Below are 22798 nucleotides of genomic sequence, written 5' to 3' on the forward strand. Positions count from 1 at the left end.
GAATGCCTGTTTTGGCTCCGGCGAGGCTCGCTCAACCCTTCACGGCGCCCGCGGTGAGCCCCGCGATGATACGCCTCTGGAAGACGAGCGCGAGCAGGACGAGCGGCGTCGTCACGAGCACGGAAGCGGCCATCATCTGCCCCCAGGGCACCTCGAACGCCGAGCTCGTCGTCGCGGAAAACGAGAGGATCGCGTACGTCACGGTCCGTTTGTCCGGGGTTTGCGTGAACGAGAGCGCGAACAAGAGCTCGTTCCATGCGGCGATGAAGGAGAGCAATCCCGTCGTGACCATCCCAGGGGCCGCGAGCGGGAGCATGATTTTCATGAAAAGCTGGAGCGGAGATGCGCCGTCCATGTACGCCGCCTCTTCGATTTCGACGGGCACGGCTTCGATGAATCCGGTGAGCACCCAGATGGTGAACGGCAACGTGAAGACGAGATACGTCAGGGTGAGGGCCGGCAGCCGGTTGTAGAGGCCGAGCGCATTGACGAGCTGGAAGAGCGCGCCAAGGACGGCGATCTGAGGAAACAGGGTCATCGAGAGGACCACGTAGAGCACGAGGCTCCGGCCGCGGAATCGGTACCGGCCGAGCGCGAAGGCCGCGAGCGCGCCGATGGCGAGGGAGACGAGCGTCACGGAACTCGCCACGAGGACGCTGTTCAGCGCCGCGTAGAGAAAATCGTCGTTCGCGAGGACATGACGATAATGTTCGAGCGTGGGGTGCTCGGGCCAGAAACGCGCGGGCGTCGAGAACAGCTCGGCGTTCGTCTTGAACGAGGACACGAGCGCCCAGCCGAAGGGAAAAACGAGATACACGACGAGGAGAAGGACGGCCATCCCGAAGATCGCTCGCCGCGCCATGGCCCGGCCCCTCATGCCTCCCTCCGCCGGAAAAGCGCCACGTAGATCACGATGAAAACGGCGATGACCAGGAAAATCGCGGTGGAGACGGCCGAGCCGTATCCCACGTCGGAGATGCTGACGAGGATCTCGTGGGCATACGTGGCCAGGGTCTGCATGTCGGGCCGGCTCCCGAACATCACGTAGAAGACGTCGAAGACGCGTAATGCGTCGAGCGTCCGGAACACGAGCGCGACGAGGAGGGCCGGCCGGAGAAGCGGCAAGGTGATCTGCGTGAAGGCTTGCAGGCGCGTCGCGCCGTCCACGCGTGCGGCCTCGTAAAGCTCGCGCGGAATGAGCTGCAGGCCGGCGAGCAGGAGCAGCGCGACGAAGGGCGTCGTCTTCCAGACGTCGACGAGCACGGCCGCGGCGAGCGAGGTCCTCGGGTCCGCGGTGAATGCGATCGGCTCGGAAACGAGCCCCAGGCGATTCACGAGGACGTCATTGAAGACGCCGTACACGTCGTTGTACATCCATTTCCACATCTGCGTGGACACGGCCGTGGGGATGGCCCAGGGGACGAGCATGGCCGCGCGCACGGCGGAGCGACCTTTGAAACGTGCGTCGAGGAGCAGCGCGATGCAGAGGCCGAGGGCGAGCTCCAGCAGCACGGTCATCACGGCGAAGAGCACGGTGAGGAGCAATGCGTCGAGGAAAAACCCGTCGTGGACGAGCTCGGCATAATTCGAGAGCCCCACGAACCGCGGGGGCTCCTCGCTGCCGAGGCGGGTGTTCGTGAGACTCAGATACAAAGTGTCGCAAAGCGGGTAGAGCGCCACGAAGGCCGTCACGATCAGCGCCGGGGACAGAAACGCCCACGCAATCCGGGCGCGCCGCCTCGCGCGGATCCCAGCGATGTCCCCCTGCTTTTCCGCCTCGCCCGCCGTCGTGCTCATTCCGTTCCCCTCACCGCAGCGAGCGCCGGATACGCCGATCGATCTGCTCCAGCGCCTTCTCAGGCTCCGTCCCGTAAAGCGCCTTGCTCACGCCTTGATAAAAAGCGATGGAGACCTCGTTGTACCTCGCCCCGGCCTGGTTCGACGGCCTCGCGACGAGCGTCGCACCCCTCACCCGTTCGAGGAAAGGCAATACCCGGACGACGTCCGGATCGTTTTGCACGGCGGGAATGGTGGGGATGTATCCGCCGACGAGCGCCCGGAAGCGCTGCACCTCGGGCGAGCAGAGATACCCCACGAACGCGATGGCCGCGTCAGGAAACCGCGTATACTTCGAGATGCCGAGCGTCCACCCGCCCAGGGTCGCGCTGCTTTCGTACCCCGGCTCGTGCGGGAGCGGCGCGACGTCGAAGAGCCCCTCGATACGCGAGCCCTTCGTATTTCCAGCCGCGTACGCGTACGGCCAGTTGCGCATGAAGGCCGCGTTTCCTCCTTGAAACACGTTGCGCGCGTCTTCCTCCTCGTATCCCGTCACGCCGATCGGCGAAATCGTCCCGACGAACCGCCGGAAGCGAGCGAGGGCCTGCGCGGCCCGGGGGTTTTGGACTGTGGGCTCGCGGCCCTCCAGGATCGCGCCGCCACCGTGTGAATGAATCCACTCGAGCGCATTGCAGGTGAGCCCTTCGTACGCCTTGCCCTGCCAGACGAAACCGGCAAACGCGCGGCTCCGGGCTCGCTCCCCGCTCTGAATCGTCTTCGCGATCGCTTCGAGCTCGTCCCACGTCGTCGGGGGCGCGCCATATCCGTATTTCTGCAGCAGATCGGTCCGGTAGTACAGCATGCCGAAATCCGTGAAATAGGGCATGGCCACGAGCCGCCCTTGCACGGTGTCGTTCTGGATGGCGGCTTCGAGGTGTGTGGCCGCGAGGCCCCCGAGCGCCTGGCCGAGGTCGAGCAAATGCGGGGCGAAGATGCCGGGCCAGACGATGTCGAGCGAGAGGACGTCCACGTCGGCGGAGCGCGCCTGGAAGAGGCGTTGATAACTCGCATATGTCTCGGTCGCGTCGCGCGGGCGCAGGACCACATCCACGGCAGCGCCCGTGTCCCGGGCGAACCGCTGCGCGAGCGCGCGATCGATCGCGGCGCCGATGCCGACGGACTCGGCGTAAAACACGAGCCGCGCGCCCGCATGCCGCCCGGCGCCCCGCACGGGCGGCGGCGGCATGCGGACTTCGGGCAGCTCTTCGCCCTCGTCCGTCTCCGCCGACGGGGCGCGGCGACAGCCGGAGATCAGCGCGGAAAGCGAGAGGCCCGCCGCGGCCGCGAGGAAGGAACGTCGGGTCTGCTCGCCTCCTCCCATGAACACGACGACATCGTTCCCTGATCGGGCAGCGTCGTCAAACGTTTTGTCCTCAAACGGATCAGAATTCGTCCGGAACGATCAGCCGCAAGGCGCGGGCGAGGACCTCGATCGAAGCGCGCTCGGCGCGAGGGAATTCTTCGCCGTCGAGCTGGCAAGGCGGGGGCGCGCCGCCTTCGGCGACGCGGAAGTGGACGTCGATCCGCGAAGCCCTCCGCGTCCCCGGAGGCGCGGCCGGGGCGACGAGCCCGGCGCGAGCGAGGGGACCGACGGAGAGGCCGAACGTGGCGCGCCGGAGCCAATCGCGCCGGGTGGGAAATGGGAACACCTCGAAGAGGCCGTCGTCGTGGCGTGACGTCGGATCGACCACCCATCCGCCTGCGTAGACGCGCGTCCCTCGAATCAAGAGCTCCGTGAGCCGTGCCTCGTCGTGAAATCCATCGGAGACGATGTCGGCGACGAAATCGACGTCGGGGCTCGGCGCGGAAACGAGCGTGCGGACCAGGGCACCCGCGTACACGAGCTCGTCGCGATAAAGTGCGAAGGCTCGGCCGAAACGCCGGACACGATCCCGATCCACGTTGCGCGCCGCAATCACCGCGGCTCCGATGCCAAAACCTACCGAATCGAAGAACGTCGCGCGTGCGATCGTCCTGCCGGCGCCGTCCATCGCATGGAGCTTCCCCGCGTCGAGCCGCGTCTCCCGGGCGGCCGCGAGGACACGGACGTTCCGCGCGAGAGCCCCCTCCCCCGCGCGCAATCCGAAGCTCCGGCCATGGTTGTTCGCGGTCCCCGCGGGCAGCATTCCAAGCGCGACCGCGTCCCTTCGCGGGCTCTCGAGCAGCCCTTCGGCGACCTCGCGGAACGTCCCATCTCCGCCCATGGCAATGACGCATCGATAGGGCTCTTCTGCGAGCGCGTCCCGCACCGCCTGCACAGTCCGTCCGCTGGGCTCCGTTGGCAAGAGGCGGGCGTGGAGGCCTGCCGCGCGAAGCAGGCGCAATGCGATCTCGATGCGCGCCGCATTGCGCCCGCTCTGGGCCAGGGGGTTCGCGACGAGGAGGTGCGTGGGCGCGGTCATGCGCGGCGAAGTTTACCCGAAACGGGCCGTCGTTTCACGGGCACGTATCTCCCGCTGGAAGAGTAGATGCCGTTCACGGTGGGGCCACGTCGAGGACATACCCTGCGAAATCGGTCCCGCCGCGCCCGTCCCGCAACACGAGCCATAAAAACACCCGCGTAGGCTCGTCGGGCGCACGCCATCCGTTCGACACCGTCGTCTCCGTGTCGTCCGTCGCCCGCCCTGTCACGTCGCTCTCGAAGGGCCCCGCGGTTGCATACCAGGAGACACGCAAGGCTTCGCGTTGATCCACGAGCGCCTGCTTTCTCGGGTCGAAAGCGGGATACACCTCGGCGTCCTCGGCGCTCCAGCCGACCTCGAATCGCACGTCTGCGCTCGCGGGCAAGGCACCAAGCGACGCGGGCGCGCCATTCACGAACGCGCGCACCGGAAGAAGCTTCGGATTTCGATTGGGGACGTGGCGCTCGGCGAGCTCCACCGCGACGTCGAGCGGCGCATTTGGTAAGTTGCACGTGATCCGCTCCAGCACGAACGCGGTCCGCTGCATGGCTTCCACGCGGACTGGCTGGTAAAACCCGCCCGTTGCGTCCGAGTCCCGCGGGCGGAAATCGCCGGGCGGCGTCTCGGGGCCGAAGAGCGAGCACGCGTCGGGAGGCGTCGCCGCCGTCACGCTCCCGGATATACCCACGATCGGCCGGACGGTGTCTCCAAGGCACGCGGTGCTGACCGAGCCGTTTTCGGTGAGTGGCTTTGGCGCCGCGCAAAAAGCCCAGCGCATTGCGGCGTCCTCGGGCTCGCCATCCGGCGTCACCACGAGCGCCTCGTACGTGACGGATTCGCCGGGCTTCGATTCGGGCGGCTCGCTGCGCACCGCGAGGATCCGCGGGCCTGTCACGAGCGACTCGCGCTCGGTTTCGACGGGAAAGCACCCCGCGAGGACGAGAAAGATCGTCACCCGCGAAAAAGGGCTCTTCACAGCTCGACCCTCGCACCGAGAATGGCCAGCGCGGGCAAACCCGAGATGAAGCTCTTGCGGCTGAAATCGTAATTGTAAACGATCTCCTCGGGGTTCTCCTGGTTCGTCGCGTTCGTGACGTCGAGGGAAAGGACGACCGAGGCGCGGCGCAATACAATCGCCTTCTGCACGCGGAGATCCAGGGCCTGGAAGCTCGGGAGGCGGGTTCCGTTCTGCGCGCCGAAGATCGGCTGGAAGCGGCCGGTCGTCACGTCGTCGAACGAGCCCACGACGGGCGTGCGTGGCGCGCCCATGGCGTGGCGAAACCGGATGCCGAAGGTCCATCCGCGCCATTCGTAGCCTGCCGTCGCCGTGAGCACGTGCGTCTGATCGTGATCGAAGAGCCGCGAGGACGCATCCCCCACGTAGCGCCGCTCGCTGCGGCTCGCGGTATAGGCGATCCATCCGTAAAGCCCATTCCGGAATTGCCTTCGCGTGAGGACCTGCACACCGAAGCTCTCGCCCTCGCCTTCCTGCGTGAGGGCGGCGGCGAGCTTCGGGGTGGGGAGCCGGCTGCGGACGATGAGGTCGTCAAGCGACACGAAAAAGCCGGTCACCTCGACGTCGAGGCTCGCGGGCAGGCGCACGGACGCTCCGGCGCTCGCGTGCGCCGCCCGCGAGAGCACGAGGTTTGGCGTGCCGAACACCGGGCCGAGATCCTCGGCCGCGGGTGGCTGGTGGTAGAGGCCTCCACTCGCGGAGAGCGTCACGTGCTGCACGGGGGAGACACTCACCGAGAGCCGCGGAGCCAGCGCCGGTAAGAGGCGGGACGAGCCGATGCCAGGGGTTTGTCCCACGCGCGGGGTACTGCGGGAACCCTCCACCAGGAAAAGGTCGGCACGCAGCCCCGGCGTGACGAGAAAGGGCCCGAGGCGTAGCTCCGCGACGAAGAAAGGGCCGACGTCGATGATGTTGGTGCTCCAATCATCGGCATTGACGTCACTCCCGGGCGGCTGGCCAAAGACGTAAAGATCCCCTTCCCTCGGAGGCAACGTGAGCGAGCCCTGTCGGAACAGGCTCGCGCGGGACGCGAGGGCGTCTACGCCGGCCGTCACGACGATGGCCTGTGTGATCGGGACGCGATACGAGGCGCGCAGGCCATACCGCCACGTGAGCGTGTCCCGCGCCTGCGGCACGCCGCCGAACGAGGCGTCCCGACGCTCGCGATCCCTGCCGAAAAACGGGACGATGACGACGTTCGCGCCGTCGGACAGAGCGCGCGTGTACCGCAGATAGAATCGTTGAAAGGAGCTCTCGGTCGATTCGGTACGTGCCTTCGCGGGGTCGGACGATGGCTGCATGCGCGTGAGCTCGTCCCCCGCGCCGAGGAGCACCGCCGAGAGTTCCTCGTCCTCCCGGAGCGCGAGGGAGGCTTTGAACTGGTAATCGTGATACCGAGGGATGGGCACGACATCGAGGACGCTCGGCGGGGCCACGGCGGCGACGAGCCGATCGAAATGGCTCGCGCGCACCGCGGCCGCGACGCGCACGCGAGCGCCCACCGCGGCGCTCACCATGCCCGCGGCATCGAGGAAGTCCGCGCCAATCGATCCGTGAATGCCCTCCGCCGGAAGCTCCCGCGTGGTCACGCGGACGAGGCCGCCGAGCGCGCGGCCGTATTCGGCGCCATACGCGCCGGGCGCAAGGTCGATGGCCTGCACGAGGCCCGAAGGAAGCACGCCCCGAAGGCTATTGCCATGATAGAGGATCGGAATCTCCACGCCGTCCACGGTGACGCGGCTATCCCCCGGCGCGGCGCCCCAGAGGACGAGCCCTCCCCCGAAATAGCCGCCGCGCGCGACGCCCGGCAGGCTCTCGACGATTCGAAGCGCATCGTCCCGGGTCCCCGCCACGCGCCGGGCTTCGTCGGCCCGAACCGTCGCGCGTCCCGGCTCCCGCTTGCGTGGCGCCGCGCGAACGGTGACCTCTCGTGGTTCGTCGGAATGGGCCGCCGTCGAAAAAGAGCACACGGCCAGCGCCGCCATCACGAATGCGGCGCGTCCCCTCACGGGAGATCAAACTCCACCGCGAGGACACCGGCACCCCTGTCATGCGGCATAGCCTCGTCCGTGGGCCCGCTCTGTCCTGCGGACCGCGCGAGCGAGACGCCGCTCCGGAGGACATCGATCGACCAGTTCGCGAAGCCTTCGCCACAGAGGGAAAACGTGTCGACACGAACGATGTAATGGCCGGGCGGCGGCTCGTCCTTCCAGACGACGTTCTCGATGCGCCTGCCGTCGATGACGCACCCCGCATTGGAGTCGAAATCGAGGATCGCGCCGGACTGCCACGCCGTGGGATCGACAGGCTGCCCGGGCGGCGGCAGCTCGTACGAGTTGATGTTGCGCTTGTAGATCTCGACGCCGTGCGGATCGACGACGTGCAGATCGAGGTCGGCCTCGCGATCCCAGCGAAGCGAGACGACGAGTTTTCCGTTGGGCGCGGCGATCGCCGTAGCTTTGAGCGGGTGACGGCTCGCGGGGCCGAAGTGGTCGTCCGCGTCGACGGCGCGCGCGAGGAGCTCGTACGATCCTGCCCGCATATCGGGCGAAAACGAGAGGGAGATGTCGAACGTGGGGAACGCCGGCGATTGCACGTCGGGTAAGCCTGCGGGGACGATCCAGTACCCCGTGTCCCCGGCGAGGCCGAGCGCGACCGACGTGGCCTCCGGCGCGAGGGATCCCCGCAAGGGTTTGTCGATTTGCCCGGCCCGCACGCGATTCGTACCGAGGTCCACGGCGACCACGCCGGGTCCGCCATTCTCCTCTGGCATCGACCCCTCCACGTACGAGCCGGGCGCGACACGCATGTCCGCAAAGAGTCCAGGATCGGAGGGCACGCCGCCGCAGCCGGAGAGCCCTGGCAAAACCAGAACGAGCGCGTGCCACCGATTCAAAACGACACCTCCCCGCGGATCGCGAACGAGTCGTCCCCGAGCGTGGTCGGCAGCCCGCCCGCCGTCCGGCCGAGCGCGTTGTTCCGATGATCGTATTCGAGCACGACACGCAGCGCGGGAAACGGGTTGTCCCGCGCAAACGTCCACGTGGAGGGCGTGTACCGGAGCGCGGCGGCAATCGAGTACGTGGAATACGTGCTATCGCGGGGCACGAGGTCCTTGCCGCGTTGCTCGCTCGCGTCTTGGTCGGGGTTGTACCGATCGTAACGCACACCGATCATCGCATACCGACCGAGCTCCTGGGTGATGCCGACGTGAAAGCCGAGCTCACGCAGATCACGGCCCGTGCCGATCGGATCGGCGGGCTCGACGCCGCGGTCGAGGTTTTGCGCGCGCACGATTTCCCCGAAGAGGCACGATTCGCCGACGACCGGGAATTTCGCCGTGAGCCGCAGATCGGCGCCGAGCGCGAAGCGGTCGAAGTTCTCGGAGGGCGTGGCCGCGGTCCCGGGGATCACGCGGATCTCGGTCCCCTCCACGAGGCCATTTTCATTCTCGTCGCGCCAGACGAGGACATCCTTCGTGCTCGGCGTTCCCCGGTGCAGGCCCGTGCCGGAGAGGGCCGAAAACCCGCCCTGCACGCGAAGCCTCGTGAGCGGCCTCGTATCGACGCCGATGCGGCCGAGGACGTCCTTGCCGCCGTTCGGATCACGCGCCGGGAAAAACACCTGCCCGACCGGCTCGCCGTTCATGACGGCCACGGCATACCGAAAGACACGATATCCGCCCGAAAGGCGGAAGCCCAGGTCGTAGTTGCCCGGAAACAGCGCGCGGCTCGTCGTGCTTCGTTCGAGAAAGAGGCGGTTTCGCTCGCGCTCGGGTCCTTCGACGCCAAAAGGAATCTTGAAGAGGCCGAGCGTCGCCATGACGTAAGGCGGCGCCTCGGCGTTCGCGCCTTGCCAGCGCGCCGAGACCTCGGCCTCGATGACACGCGCGGCGGGTCCCTCGACGGTGTTCGCGTCGAGCTCGAGTGCGCCGCTCACGATGTGCGCGCTCGCCTCGGCGCGCAGGCGCGCCCGCGTGATCGTGAATCGATCCTCGTTGAGCGGCGCGCCAGTCGCAGGGTTGATCTCGTCCTGGGACGATTGCCGGTACGCCACGGCGTCGGCCTGCACGTAGCCCGAGAGGCGAAGGCGCACGGGCGGCTCCGGCGGCTTCGGCTTGGTCTCGGCCCACGCAGCTCCGGACGCGCTCGCGACGAGCAGGCTCGCGAGCGCGACGAGCCGCCGAAATGCCTGTTCAGGGAAGCGGCGGAAGCGAGCCATCGGCATTCAGGAGCGGCAGGTTCACGGCCTTGTCCACCTTCTCCGCGTCGGTGCAGGCGTTGATGATCTCCACGTGGCTCGTGGGCTCGGGGAAACATTCGGGCTCGCCCCCGGCCCCGCCGCTCCCGCCCGCGCCGCTGCTCGACGAGCTCCCCGCGGGGTTTGCCGGCGGATTCTCCTCGCCACACGCGCCTGCAAGCAAAGCGAGGACGAAAAGACCCAACATGAAATGTCTCGTGCTCATTTCGCCTCGCAGAAGCCATGCCGGCACTTGCCGCCGCCACATTCGCCGTCTCCGCCGCACGTCTTGCACGCGGCGCTCGGCATTCCCACGCGGCTCTCGTAAAAACACCCGCACGGCTCGGCAGGGGTGTAGAGCGAGAGGTCGCCGCCCTCGAAGGAACGCGTGACCTTCATCGCGCAGTCGGGGACGAGACCCTTCGAGATGACGACGTCGAGCGGATCGAACTCCGGCGCGGGAGAGACGGTCTTCGAGAGGATCATGTCGACGAGGTACCGCACGCGGGGGTTCGTCACGGTCCCCTGCGCGTCGACCGGCGCGAGATACACCGTCGGGGACCAGATCGTATAATGGCCGTCCCGCACGTTGCGTTTGTCGAAGGACGTCGCCGTGGAGTCGGGGTAGTAGGCGTGCTTTTGCTTGAAGGCCTGGAACGCGAGCGCGTCGACCTTGTCCCGGTTGCCGTCGTAGATCTCGGCGCCGAGGATCCCGATCGTCTTCTCGGGATTCGGCGAGGTGGCGACGCCGCTCAGGACCTCGGAGGACTTGTCGAGCATCACCCCTTTCCATTTCGCACCCGGCACGCCGATGGCCGCGGCCATCGTGAGCAGCGTGCTCTTCGTCGTCGTGCGGATGAAATAAAGCGACTCGTCGGTCCAGGGCTCGACCTTCCCCGCAGAGCCGAAGCCAAAGACGAAATACGCCTCCTCCGCCGTGATCGCGCGCTGCGAGCTCGCCTCCGGGACGATGAAGACATACGGCTGCACGGGCCCCTGGAAGAGGCCGATCCCGGAGGGCGGCGGCGAGGGATCACAGGCGCTCACGAAGAGCGCCGAGATGGCGAGGTCGAGCGGGACGCCATTCGGGTCGATCGTGCACTGGGGCGCGGGTTTGCTCGGATCCCAGGTCGGATCCTCGGCGACCGAAGGGATGTAGAGCGGGTTCGTCGTGAGCTTCGTACCCTTGTACATCGCGTCGATGTTCGTGCACGAGCCGCTCGTCTTGTAGATGAGCGTCATCGGGCTCGCCTGCGAGGCGCGTAGCTTCTGGCCGAGCGCCTTGAGGAGCGGCTCCTGCGTGTCCCCGCTCTGGATGTAGACGGGGTTTGGCAGGGCACTGCAATCCAGGGCGAGCGCCGAGCGCGGCGAAAGAAGCGCCGCGAGCGCCCCTGCCAGCATGGTTTGTCGGATCAATTTCAAGACTTACTCCTTCCGAACTGCAAAGCCCCGGCGCCCGTCGTGTCGTACCCCGCGTGCCGCGCGAGCCTGGCCCGGTATTTCCCGCTCTGGGCGAGCTCGCAGAGTGCGAGGACACGGCCGTCGCCGAGGTGCCCGGCACGAAACACGAGGCCATATGCCTCCGCCACGACGGGCGTGAATCCGAGCCCCGCGTGCGCGGCCCATGCGCGCGACGCGAGCGCGACATCGGCGTCCCCACGCGCGACGGCCATGACCGCGTCCCTGTGGGATCGATATTCCTCGGCATGCGCGTAGGCACGCTCGGGCTCGACACCCTCGCGAGACAAGGCCTCGTCGACGTGGTGGCGAATGCCCGCGGTCCTCGGCCGCGACGCGAGCCTGCGCCCCACGATGCCGGAGATCCTGCGCAGCCGCAGGCCCTTTCGATGCGCGATGCCGAGCTCACGCACGGCGAGGTGGAGCCACGCGAGCTTTTCGCCACCGAGCGACGCCGGAGCATGATCGCCGTGGCAGCCCGCGCCGAGCACGGCGCCGCTCCCCAGCCGGACGAGGCCCGTCGCATGATCCGCGAGGACGAAGCCCACGAGCGGAGCGGAGCGCTCGCGGCTTTCGTCGAACAAGGCCTCGATCGCAAGGTCCCCGTTCGCCGCGAGCAAGGGCGGAGGGGAAGCCTCGGGCGCCTCCGCAGGCTCTGCTTCCGGCGCGCCCCGGCTCCACGCGAGCACGTCGGCCTCGTCGTAACGCCACTCGTCGCCGACGCGGCGCGCGGGGAGCCCGCGCTTGAGGAGCCGGTAGACGTGCTTCGGATGAACACGAAGCAGCGCCGCGACCTCGTTCGTCGTGAGCAAGGCCGCGGACCGTCGGGGAAGTGCGTCGTTACCCAAGGTAGCCGGATGTTACCTAATGTTACCCGTGAAGGACAAAAGATCGCGACGACCGCGTCGGCGGGACCTCGATCTCGACTTTCGGGGGAGGGAGGCCGCGCCCCGGTCAGGGCGCGGCGAGGAGGGAGAACGAGAGGGGAGAATCAGGCCGAGCGACGACGACGGCGCAGGCCGAAGGCCGCAACGATGAGCAGAGCGCCCATGCCGCCGGCCGTGGAGGATTCCGACGCCGTACGGCAGCCGCAGCCGCCGCCATCGGTCGTCTGTCCGCCGCCGCCGGCGCCCGGCGGGCGGCCGCCCATGCCGCCTTCTCCACCGGCGCCGCCGGCACCACCATTGCCACCCGCGCCGCCGGCGCCACCATTGCCACCCGCGCCGCCGGCGCCACCATTGCCGCCCGCGCCGCCATTGCCGCCCGCGCCGCCGGCGCCACCCGCGCCGCCAGCACCGCCGACGCCGCTCATCGAGGGCACGCACCACTCCATGACCGGATCACACTCGTACTCCGGGGCGCACTGGCTGTTCGTCGTGCAGCTCGTCGCGCACTTCGTCCCTTCGCACGCATACCCGGGCACGCACGAGGTTTCCGTGCCCGCGACGCACGTGCCGCTGCCGTCGCACTGGGACGGGTTCGTCTGCGTGGTCCCCGTGCACGTGCCCGACGCGCATTGCGTGCCGGACGCGTGGAGCGCGCACGCGCCATTGCCGTTGCACTGGCCGTTCTGGCCGCAGGTCGTGGGCACCTGGGCCGCGCACTCGCTATCCGGATCGGTGCCGTTCTTGATCGGGCCGCACGCGCCGTCCGCGCCCTGGCCCTTCTTCGCCGTGGAGCAAGCCTCGCACCCGCCATTGCACGCCGCGTCGCAGCAGACGCCGTCGACACAGAAGCCCGAGCCGCACTCCGACGCGTTCGAGCAAGGCGCGCCCGGCGAGCCCGCGGGCTTGCAAGCGCCGGCCGTGCAGACGTTGCCCGGCAAGCACTCGTTGCTGTTCGTGCAGGGGTTCTTGCATGTCCCGCCCGAGCAGACGTACGGCGCGCAGTCCTGCCCCATCGCGTCGTTCACGCACTGGCCCGACCCATTGCAGATCTGGCCCGCGACCACGCTGCCCTGGCAGGTGCTGACGCCGCAGGAGGTGCCCTGCGGATGGAGCTGGCAAGCGCCCGAGCCATTACAAACGCCGGTTTGTCCGCAGCTCGACGCCGCTTGCGTGACGCACTCGCTGTCGGGATCGACGCCGAGCGCGATCGGGCCGCACACGCCGTCCGTGCCGCTGCCCTTCTTCGCCACGGTGCACGCCTGGCAGAGGCCGCCGCACGCCGTGTTGCAACAGACGCCGTCGACGCAGGAGCCCGACGCGCACTGGGCGTTCGTCATGCAAGCGCCGCCATTCGCGAGCGGCGGGACGCACGCGCCCATGACGCAGGCGTTGCCGCCCGCGCAATCGGCGTTCGTCGTGCACGCGCCCTGGCAAGCGCCGCCCGAGCACGCGTACGGCGCGCAGTCCTGCCCCATCGCGGAAGGGATGCACGTGCCCACGCCGTCGCAGACCTGGCCCTTGAGCACCGTGCCCTGGCAGAGCGGGCTGCCGCAGGACGTGCCCGCCGCGTGGAGCTGGCAAGCGCCGGCGCCGTTGCATTGCCCCGTCCGGCCGCAGGTCGCGGCCGCCTCGGCCGAGCAGTCGCTATCCGGATCGGCGCCGGCCACGATCGGCCCGCACGTGCCGTCGGCGCCCGCGCCCTTCTTGCCCGCCGAGCACGCCTGGCACGTGCCCGTGCAGCTCGTGTTGCAGCAGACGCCGTCGACGCAGTTCGCCGACTGGCAATCGGAGTTCGCCGTGCACTGCGCGCCGTTGCCGAGCAGGCCCACGCACGCGCCGCCCACGCACGAGAAGCCGGACGCGCAATCCGCGCCCGTCGTGCATGAGGTCTTGCACATGTTCGCCCCGCACGCGTAGGGCGCGCAGCTCGTCGGCATGCCGCTCGCCGCGCACGTCCCGGCGCCGTCGCAGGTCTGCGGCTGGAGCGAGCCGGCATTGCAGGTCGAGCCGCAGCTCGTGCCCGAAGCGTAGAGCTTGCACGCGGCCGCGCCGTTGCAGCTCCCGGTCGTGCCGCACGAGCTCGCGCCCTGGTCGGTGCACTCGTTGTCGGGATCGGTGTCGACCTTGATCGGTCCGCAGACGCCGTCGACGCCCGCGCCCTTCTTCGCCGCGGTGCACGCCTGGCAGGTGCTCGTGCAGGCCGCGTCGCAGCAGACGCCGTCCGCGCAGAAGCCGCTCACGCATTGCGCGCCGATCGAACACGCCGCGCCGTTCGCGCCCGGCGAGACGTCCGAGAGGACACGCGCGCGGGCCCGATCCGAGCCGTACGGCTGCTGCGGGTCGAACCGGTAGTACGCGGCGAGGACCTCCTGCGGCTTGCCCGCCGCGAGCTGCGGCCGGAGTTCGAGCTGCAGCACGTCGTTCGCCACGACGAACCCGCTCGCATCCTTGTTCGTGCCGGTGCTCGAGATGCGCGCGCCGTAGACGTCTTGATAGTTCTGGGTCGTACGATCGTCCTGCCAGACGACCCAGTACTGCGTGCCGTCCCAGGCCGTGGCGGGGAAGTTCTGGGTGTTCGCCGCGCTGCTCACGTTGATGCCGACGACGTCGAGCACCGTGCCCGCGGCGTTCACGCGGGCGCCGCGCACGTTGGAGTCGTCGTTCCAGGCGACGAACCAGTCCACCCCGTTCGACGCGACCGCGGCGTTCGTCTCCGCCGAGCCCACGACGGCCGACACGGGGATCGCGAGCGCGCCCGCGTCGAGGACCGCGCCGGCGGGCGTCACGCGCGAGCCGAAGATGTCGTTCGCGTTCGTCGGCTTGGTCCAGGCGACGAGGTAGTTCGTGCCGTTGTATGCGACCGCGGGCAGCGACCCGCCGCCGGTCGAGACCTTGACGCCCGCGGGATCCAGCACGGTCGACGACGGCGCGACGCGCGCGGCAAAGATCTCCGAGCTCGTGGCGTCGCGCCACGTGACGAGCCAGTTCGTCCCGTCCGCGGCGACGGCGGGGTTCGTCTGGTTGCCGGCCGCCGTGTTCACCGGGATGCCGCCGACGTCGAGCACGGCGCCGGTGCTGGAGACACGCGTGGCGAAGATGTCGTCGTTGCCGCTGCCATTGCGCCGGTCCTGCCAGGCGACGAGCCAGTCGACGCCGTTCGCCGCGACCACGGGCACGTACTGCGAGTTCGTCCCTTCCGAGATCGCGAAGCCCGCGGCATCGAGCACGGCGCCCGTGCTGGAGAGGCGCGCGCCCCAGATGTCGTTCGTGAGTCCCGGGCGCGCGTCCTCCCAGACGACGAGCCAGTTCGTCCCGTTGAAGGCCGCGCGCGGAGAACGCTCGTCGTTCGCCGCGCGGGAGAGCAGCGTGCTCGTGGCGTCGATCTTGACGAGCGCGTTCGACAAGCGCAGCCCATAGATGTCGCCTGGGTTGGTCGCTGTGGACCCGCGCGTGTCGTAGAAGGCCGCGTAGAAGTTCGTCCCGTCGTGCGCCGCGCCGACGTAGCTGCGGCTGCCCATCTCGCTCGTCAGCGGCGTGGCCCCGATGAGCACCGCGCCGCCCGAGCTCATGCGAGCGCCGAAGGCCTGGTTCGAATCGTCCCAGAACACGCCGTAGCCGTTGCCCGCGAAGGTGACGGTGACCTGCGCGGGATCGGTGTTGAAGACGCCGTTGCCGATGGTGAAGCCGTTCCCCGCGTCCATGATCGCGCCGGCCGACGAGATGCGCTGGCCGTAGATGCTGTTCGAGTTGCTGTAGTTGTCCCACGCGAGCAGCCAGTTCACCCCATCCGACGCGATCCCGAACTGCGAGTACGGGCAAATCGACGAGCCGCTGCAGGCGACGATGTCACTCGCGTCGAGCACGGTGCCGGCTGGAGATACACGTCGCGCGGCGACGCGGTAATAAGTCGACCCCGTGTAGCTGTTGTACGCGACGAGGTAGTTCGTGCCGTTCCAGGAGACCGCCGTGTCGTTCGCGACGTACGTCAGCGACGCGATGGCCACGTTCGACGGGTTCACCGTGCCGTTCGTCCCGACGAAGTTGCCGCGAATCTGGCTCGAGAGCGCGTGCACGACGAAGTAGTTCGTGCCGTCGAACGCGATCGACGGTTGGCTCTTGCCGCCGCCGCTCGTGACCGCGATCCCGTTCGGATCCTGCACGACACCGGCCGAGGTGACGCGGGCGGCGTAGATGTCGTCGGCGCTGTTGCGGCTGTCGACCCAGGCGACCATCCAGTCCGTGCCGTTGGTCGCCACGACCGGCTGCGATTGGTTGCCCTTCGCGACCGCGATCGGGATGCCCGACGTATCGAGCACGGTGCCGGCCTGCGACACGCGCACGCCGTACACGTCCGCCGTGCTCTGATAACGCTCGTCCATCCAGACGACGAGGAAGGTCCCGCCCGCGTACGAAACGACCGTCTCGTACTGGCCTCGGTTCGCCGCGGCATACACGGGCGTGTCGATTGCGATCTCGGGCCCGATCACGGGATCGAGCACCGCCGGATACGCGCTCCCGTCGAGCACCGACGCGGGCACGCGCAGCACGATGCGCCCGTCCACGAAGTCCGCGTCGACGTGCGTGCGCACGCCCTTCGCGTCGATCCACGTGGCCACGCCGTAACGCACGCCGAGCCCGGTCACGGGATCCGCGAAGTGCAAGCCTCCCTCGGTTTCGCCGAGGAATGCCTCGCCCGTCACGGTGATCTTGACCTCGAGATCACCTTCGCCCGCCGGGCGCTCGGCGAATTCGAAGCTCTGCTCGACGCCCTCTTCGTCGTTCTCGAGGTGCTCGACCACGGCGCCACGCTGGATGCCGAGGCTCGCGTCGGGCCGGACCGCGGCCTTTCCGGAGCGAACCTCCGCGATCGATCGTCCGCCGCGGGTGATGCTCTCGAGCGACGCGACGAACGGCGCCGTCGTGCCCTCCTCGGGCGCGGCGAGGTCACTCTCACTCGGCCACACCGTGAGCGCCTCGGGGCTCGCCTTGACGGCATACGTCGCGTGCCCCGCCGAGAACACGCCGCCCTCGGCGCGATAACCGAAATGCGTCCGCCGCATGACGGTGTCGAGATCGATCGCCTCGGTCGGGTTTGTCGTGGCCTGTGCCGGCGCCATCGCGCCCGCGTTTTCCTGCGTGCCGGCGTTGCGCGCTTCGCTGCTACACCCTGCGAGCGCGGCGAGGATCAGGCTGTGACAAACCCAGCCGATCGTCGCGCCGCGGAGCCTTTTGCGCACGGCGCGCGTGCATGGAACGGATCGAGATTGCATGGTTCCCACCAGGTGAATGCTCGCCCCGCAATACGTTGCCGCGGCTCGACGAAGCCGGGACCGTCCGGGGCGTTCGACCCGCCATCGGACAGCACCGGCCGGCGCACGTCAAGGCCGGGCAAGGCACTCCGCTGGGTCAGGTCACCGGGTGTCGGTCCGTTCGAGAACGCGCCCTGCGATCCGCACGAAGAGCGCGCAGAGCGGGGTTACCAATATGAACGCCAAAGGTCCGATCCAGGCCGCCGCGGCGTCGTGCCAGACGAGGCTCGGGAGGGTGATCGCGGATCGAAGGATCGCGCGGCCCTCGTAGACATCGGGCCGATAAATCATGACGGCCGACGGCATGAGGGGCGCGAGCCAGACGAGGGATCCGATGAGCAGCGCGTGGAAAGCGTCGCGCATGCGCACGAGGAGCGGCAGGAGCAGCGCAAGCAGGAGCAAAGCGAACGCGGTCAGAAAGAGCCCGCCGCCGAGCGCGCCGGCCGCGCTGACCATGTCGCCCGGCGCGAGATAGGGGACGATCGAGAGCCCCGTGGCGATCGAGACGGCCGCGCCGGTCGCAGCCGCGGCGCCGAGAATGGGCCAGACGCGCGCGGCGACGAGGACGCGGGCGCGGATGGGCTTCGCGAGCAGAACTTCGAGCTGATCCTCCTCCCGCGCGGTGACGATGGCGCCGAGCAGGCCCGCGAGCCCCACGAAAAAGGGCGCGAAATAGGCCGCCATCAGGTCGTTGATGAGCAGGACCGCCGCGATCCCCTGGAGGTCGAAGGCCTGTTCGAGGAAGTGGATCGCGCGCGGGGGAAAACGAACGAGGAGCGCGTGCGTGCCAAGCACGCCGAGGGCGCCGAGGATCGCGGCCGCGAGCGGCGCGCGGCGCGGCGTGTGCCGTGCTTCGAGGAGAAAATAATCGCGGAGCGAGGCGGTCTCGGACATGGTCAAGCCTCCATGCGACGCACGCCGGCGGCGCCGATCGCGATCGCGGCGATCGAGAGAAGCGAGAGCGCGAGCATCGGCGGCGCGAGGTCGGCCAGGCCGAGGTGATCGAGGTTTCCGAGCGCGAGCGCGCCGAGCGACATCGGGTTCACGAGCGTCAAGGTCCGCCACGCGGGCTGGTAAAACCCAACGAGCGACAAACCGAGGAGCAATCCGAGCACGGCGAGCCCGATCAACGCGGAGGCGCCGCGATGCTTCACCCATCCAGCGATCGCGGCCGAAAACCCGGTCGCGAAGATCGCCGCGAAGAGGTGCGGGGTCATCGCGGCGAGGAAGGTCGAGGGCCGAAAGCCCGGCACACGCGCGGTGAAATAAACGAGGCCGACGAGCTGCGCGCCCACATGGAGCGTGGCCATGACGGCGCACACGCTGACGGCGCGGAGCGCGAAATACCGCGGCATCGAGAGGGGTTTCGCCGCGAGGATCGGGAGCACGCCGACGTCACGCTCGCGCAGAACGATGCCGCTCGCCAGGACGACCGGGAGAAACGCGATCATCTTGTTCATCGCGAGGTCGATCCACACGTACATGAAGATCACGAACGGTCCGCCGTGACCAAACCACGTGGCGATCGCTTCCTCCACGTGCGCAGGCGGGCGCGCGAGGATGAACGGAATGGAGAGCACCGCGTAGAGCAGCATGGCCCCAGAGAGCCACGTCTTGCGCTCGCGCAGCGTCGCCAGATAGTCGAGCCACAGAAGCCGGATCATGCGGCCTCCTTGCGCACGAGCGCGAGGTAGAGGTCATCCATCGAGCGCGCCCCGTGCTGCTCTTTGAGGTCAAAGACCTCGCCGAATGCGACGAGCCGCGCGCGATGCAGGACCGCGACGCGCCGGCAAAGCGCCTCGACGTCGGAGAGGATGTGCGACGAAAAGACGACGGTGACGCCCTTGTCGCGCGCGAGCTCGCGGAGGAGCTCCAAAAGCTCGTGGCGGCCGAGCGGATCGAGGCCCGAGGTCGGCTCGTCGAGTAGGAGCACGCGCGGCTCGTTGATGAGCGCCTGGGCGAGCCCCACTTTTTGGGTCATGCCGGTGGAGAAGCCGCGGAGCGCTCGATCCGCGTCGCGCACGAGCTCGAAGCGCCGGAGGAGCGCCTCGGCCCGCTGCGTGACGACGTCGCGCGGGAGCGCGAACATGGCGCCCACGTAATGCAAGAACTGTCGGGCCGTCATGTCCGGCGGGAGCGTGTAGTTTGCCGGCAAATACCCGGCGAAGCGGCGAATTTCGAGCGTCTCGCGGCCGACGTCCCGGCCGAGTACGCGCGCCGTGCCGGACGTGATTGGCGTGAGGCCGAGGAGCATGCGGAGCGTCGTGGTTTTCCCCGCGCCGTTGTGGCCCATGAACCCGAAGACCTCGCCGGGCTCGACCGCGAACGTGACACCGTCGACGGCCGTGACCTTGTCGAACCGCTTCGTCAGGCCCTCGACCTCGATTGCATGCGTGGTGCTCATCGCTTGGATCTCCTCGTGGGCGTGGCCGCCGCGCGTTTCGCGGGCGGTGGGCTCTTCGGCGCGGAAAGGCCCGCGCGGAAAACGTCGACGATCGCGTCGAGCGCGCGCTCGGTCGAAAAGAGGCCGAGCTCGGCGATCATCCCGAGGTGCTGCGGCGCGAAACGCAGGACCCCGATCACGATCGGGACCGCGTCGCGATCGATGTCGGCGCGAATCTCACCACGCGCGATTCCCTCGTCGACCCAGCCGCGGATCATGGCGAGCTGCGCCTTGCCTTGCTCGACCTTCTGCGAATCGGAGGTGAGCCCGAGCGCGCGTAAATCCGGGTCCTCGCGGAGCAGCTTGCCGAACATCGGGTCGGCGAGGAGCTGTCTATACGCGAAACGCAGCGTGGCCACGAGCCGCTCGAGCGGCGACGCGATCGAGATGACCTCCTCGGCATACCGAGCGCCGATCGCCGCGAACGCCTGCTCGACGACCTCGCGCAGGAGCGACTCCTTGTCGGCAAACTCGAGGTAAAGCGCGCCCTTCGCGCAGCCCGCCTCGGCCGCGACCGCGTCGAGGTTCGTCCCCTTGAAGCCGTGCTGGGTGAAGTGCCGCCGCGCCGCTTCGAGGATGCGCTGGCGCCGCGCAGGATCACGAGGCTTCTGGCTACGTCGTGCGACCATCACAACCAAGATGACTCATCTGGTCGTTCGAGTCAACTTCCGACATGCGAGAGCGAGCCCGCGGGTCCCGCGAGCTCGCTTCAACGGGGCTCGGAGGCTCGGCTAATCGATGTCTTCGCCGCGGGCGACGGTCTTGCCGTCCGGGGTCACGGCGACCTCGAGCTTCTGGTCCCCTTTTTTGATCTCGGCTTTGTATTGGACCTGGCCGTTCTTCAGCGTGACCTGCTCGATCTTCTTGATCTCGCCGCCCTCGGCCCAGGTCCGGATGGCGTTCTGTGCCGCGGTGGGCAGATTCGCGAACGCGATCTCGTCCTTCTTGGCGTCCTTGTACTGCTCGTGGAGCGACTGGGCGTGTTCGTCGGCCGTCGCAATGGCGGGCGACGCGAGCAGCCCGAGCGCGAGCGAGGCGAAGAGGGGCCGGAGTATCCGTGTCATGATCATCTCCTTCCGGTTGAATGCCTGCCGCGGTCTTCGCGGAAGGCTCCCGCCCCGCACATGCGAGTCCCATTCCGCTCTCCGCGTGAACGTGACGCGCAGCAATCGTGACCCCGCAAGGCTCGAAGAGCGAAAGGGGAGCGGAGCGAGGGCGCGCTCGGACCTCTCCGCATCCCGGGTCAAACGAGCTTCAAGCCGCCCGCTCTTCACGCGGCGTCGCATCCAGATAGGCGCGCCCGACCTCGGATTCGTCGAGGAAACCCACGATCCTGCCGGAATCGTCGACGACGGGCACTTCCCGCACGCCTTGCGCGAGGAGCACCTCGGTCGCCGTCCTCAAATCGTCGTCCGGCCGCACGGCGACCGGCGGCTGCATGGCGTCGATCGCGAGGGTCAATACCTCGAGATCACGCTCCGTGGCGAGCAGACGCACGACGTCGCTCGTGATGACCCCGGCCATTTTGCCCTGCTCGTCCAGCACAGGAAAGACGTCCTGCCAACCCGTGTCCGCCGCGAGGCGGAGGACCTCGGGCACGGGCGTCGCGAGGCCGAAACGAACATAAGGCCGGCCGGCAATCATCACGTCGGCGACCTTGAGGGAGCGGAGCACGTCGAGCACGCCCGGCGGATGCGCGGGAGAATCACGCTGCGTGGGGACCTGCGCCGAATAAAGCGAACGGTCGCGCAGCGCAACGAATGCAATGCCTTCGGCGAGCATGAGCGGGACGAGGAGGTCGTAGCTGCCCGCGAGCTCGCAGACCATGACGAGCGAGCCGAGCGGCACGTGCGCGACGCCCCCGTAAAACGTGCCCATGCCGACGAGCGCGAACGCGCCGGGATCGATCCGCGGGTCGCCAATCGAGAGCGCCGCGATGCGGCCGAACGCGCCCCCGACGAGCCCGCCGATCGCCAGCGAGGGCGCGAAATCACCCGCGCTGCCGCCCGTGCCAATGGTGAGCGAGGCCGCGACGATCTTGATGGCCGCGAGCGCGACGAGCAGCTCGATGCCCTGAAAGCCCTCGGGGAGCCACGACGCGCCCGTGATGGCCACCTGCGCGGCGCCATAACCGCCGCCAAGCACGCCGATCCCCTGCCCCTCCGGCAGGACGTGCCGCGCGCCGAGGAGCAAGAGCAGAGGCACCGCCACGAGCCCGAGCGCGAGGCCGCCGACGCCGGGGCGCGCCCAATCGGCGACCGGCAGGCGCGCGGAGGCGCGCTTCACGAATGCCATCACCTTGAGAAAGACGATGGCGCAAAGCGCGACGAAGATCGCGAGCAGCGCATACAGCGGGAGGTGCGCCGGGACGAACGGATACCGCGGCGCGTGCGCGAAGAGCGTGGCCTCGCCGAAGACGGAGATGAAGACCGAATACGAAATGACGCTCGCGAGCAGCGCGGGGATGAGCGCGTCGCTCTCGACGTCGTCGCGATAAAGGACCTCGGTGGCGAGCAGGGCGGCACCGAGCGGGGTGCGGAAGATCGCGCTCATGCCGGCCGCGACGCCGGCGATCATGAGGATGCGCCGCTCGCGCGCCGAGACCTTCAAGGTCCCGGCGACGAACGAGCCGAACGCCGCGCCGATCTGCATCGTGGGCCCTTCGCGCCCGCCCGCGCCGCCCGTTCCGAGCGTGAGCGCGGAGGCGAGCGCCTTCACCCACACGACGCGCCGCCGGATGACGCCGTCGTGGCGGTGGAAGGCCTCGATCATCGCGTCGCCGCCGCCGCCGCGGCATTCGGGGGCGAGGCGCGTGATCAGGCCACTCGCGAGGCCGCCGAGCGCGGGCAAGAGCACGAGGAGCCACGGCCGGAACGACCCCATGGCGTGCTCGCCGAAGAAGGATTCCCCTGCGGCGCGGAGCGCGCGGTAGCCGGCGAGGCCCGAGAGGAAAAAGCGATCCAGGAGCTCGATCGCGGCGAAAAACACGACCGCGACGACGCCCGCCCCGGCCCCGACGAGCGCCGCGTGGAGCAAGGTGCGGCCCACGAGGCGAAGATCGATGGGCGAGGCGTCGACGAAGAGCGCGGAGAGGAGCCCCTGTGCGCGCGGCGAGGGGAGAGGCGTCCGAGTGACGGAAACGCCCGGTTTTTCCGGAGATGGATTCATTTCGCGGCTCGTCTGGCGTGCGTCCGAGTCTAGCACGAGGG

General features: G+C 68.7%; 18 protein-coding genes. All 18 read right to left on the reverse strand.

The annotated features are described in order from the left end of the window. Positions 1-31: 31 nt before the first annotated feature. The 18 genes from KEG57_RS14580 to KEG57_RS14665 all read right to left on the reverse strand — a co-directional run bounded on the left by KEG57_RS14580 (position 32) and on the right by KEG57_RS14665 (position 22757). A complete protein-coding gene (locus KEG57_RS14580; RefSeq protein WP_272420392.1) occupies positions 32-862 on the reverse strand; it encodes a carbohydrate ABC transporter permease in 831 nt (276 codons plus the stop codon). An 11-nt stretch (positions 863-873) separates the two neighbouring features. Further along, a complete protein-coding gene (locus KEG57_RS14585) occupies positions 874-1797 on the reverse strand; it encodes a carbohydrate ABC transporter permease (RefSeq protein ID WP_272420393.1) in 924 nt (307 codons plus the stop codon). A gap of 10 nt (positions 1798-1807) precedes the next feature. Further along, a complete protein-coding gene (locus KEG57_RS14590; protein WP_272420516.1) occupies positions 1808-3157 on the reverse strand; it encodes an ABC transporter substrate-binding protein in 1350 nt (449 codons plus the stop codon). 61 nt (positions 3158-3218) lie between these two features. Further along, positions 3219-4238 carry a diacylglycerol/lipid kinase family protein gene (locus tag KEG57_RS14595; protein WP_272420394.1) on the reverse strand — a complete coding sequence of 340 codons (1020 nt, stop codon included), beginning with the start codon at positions 4236-4238 and terminating at the stop codon, positions 3219-3221. Between the two features lie 73 nt (positions 4239-4311). Further along, complete coding sequence (locus KEG57_RS14600; RefSeq protein WP_272420395.1) at positions 4312-5214, reverse strand: hypothetical protein; 903 nt, start codon at positions 5212-5214, stop codon at positions 4312-4314. Continuing rightward, complete coding sequence (locus tag KEG57_RS14605; RefSeq protein WP_372518173.1) at positions 5211-7106, reverse strand: TonB-dependent receptor; 1896 nt, start codon at positions 7104-7106, stop codon at positions 5211-5213. The genes KEG57_RS14600 and KEG57_RS14605 overlap by 4 nt, the downstream gene beginning before the upstream one ends. 152 nt (positions 7107-7258) lie before the next feature. Further along, positions 7259-8149 carry a hypothetical protein gene (locus KEG57_RS14610; protein WP_272420396.1) on the reverse strand — a complete coding sequence of 297 codons (891 nt, stop codon included), beginning with the start codon at positions 8147-8149 and terminating at the stop codon, positions 7259-7261. Beyond that, entirely contained in the window at positions 8146-9474 is a 1329-nt protein-coding gene (locus KEG57_RS14615) for a putative porin (RefSeq protein WP_272420397.1), read from the reverse strand. Before KEG57_RS14615 ends, KEG57_RS14610 begins: the two co-directional genes overlap by 4 nt. After that, positions 9449-9700 (reverse strand): hypothetical protein, encoded by a 252-nt coding sequence (locus KEG57_RS14620; RefSeq protein WP_272420398.1) that lies wholly within the window; start codon positions 9698-9700, stop codon positions 9449-9451. Before KEG57_RS14620 ends, KEG57_RS14615 begins: the two co-directional genes overlap by 26 nt. 14 nt (positions 9701-9714) lie before the next feature. Next, entirely contained in the window at positions 9715-10914 is a 1200-nt protein-coding gene (locus tag KEG57_RS14625; RefSeq protein ID WP_272420399.1) for a hypothetical protein, read from the reverse strand. Then, complete coding sequence (locus KEG57_RS14630) at positions 10911-11762, reverse strand: helix-turn-helix transcriptional regulator (protein ID WP_272458549.1); 852 nt, start codon at positions 11760-11762, stop codon at positions 10911-10913. Before KEG57_RS14630 ends, KEG57_RS14625 begins: the two co-directional genes overlap by 4 nt. A gap of 179 nt (positions 11763-11941) precedes the next feature. Further along, on the reverse strand, positions 11942-17107 hold the full coding sequence (locus KEG57_RS14635; protein ID WP_272458550.1) for an EB domain-containing protein: 5166 nt from the start codon (positions 17105-17107) through the stop codon (positions 11942-11944). Between the two features lie 141 nt (positions 17108-17248). Next, positions 17249-18040, reverse strand: a complete 792-nt coding sequence (locus KEG57_RS14640) for a hypothetical protein (RefSeq protein ID WP_272420402.1) — start codon at positions 18038-18040, stop codon at positions 17249-17251. A 2-nt stretch (positions 18041-18042) separates the two neighbouring features. Further along, the gene (locus KEG57_RS14645; protein ID WP_272420403.1) at positions 18043-18810 is read right to left on the reverse strand and encodes a hypothetical protein; all 768 of its coding nucleotides are present in this window, start codon (positions 18808-18810) and stop codon (positions 18043-18045) included. Continuing rightward, a complete protein-coding gene (locus KEG57_RS14650; protein WP_272420404.1) occupies positions 18807-19550 on the reverse strand; it encodes an ABC transporter ATP-binding protein in 744 nt (247 codons plus the stop codon). The genes KEG57_RS14645 and KEG57_RS14650 overlap by 4 nt, the downstream gene beginning before the upstream one ends. Then, positions 19547-20218, reverse strand: coding sequence for a TetR/AcrR family transcriptional regulator (locus tag KEG57_RS14655; RefSeq protein WP_272420405.1), 672 nt, complete (start codon positions 20216-20218; stop codon positions 19547-19549). Before KEG57_RS14655 ends, KEG57_RS14650 begins: the two co-directional genes overlap by 4 nt. A 102-nt stretch (positions 20219-20320) precedes the next feature. Next, on the reverse strand, positions 20321-20653 hold the full coding sequence (locus KEG57_RS14660) for a hypothetical protein (protein WP_272420406.1): 333 nt from the start codon (positions 20651-20653) through the stop codon (positions 20321-20323). A gap of 190 nt (positions 20654-20843) precedes the next feature. Continuing rightward, entirely contained in the window at positions 20844-22757 is a 1914-nt protein-coding gene (locus KEG57_RS14665) for a chloride channel protein (protein WP_272420407.1), read from the reverse strand. Positions 22758-22798: the final 41 nt, after the last annotated feature.

The organism is Polyangium jinanense, assembly GCF_028435365.1.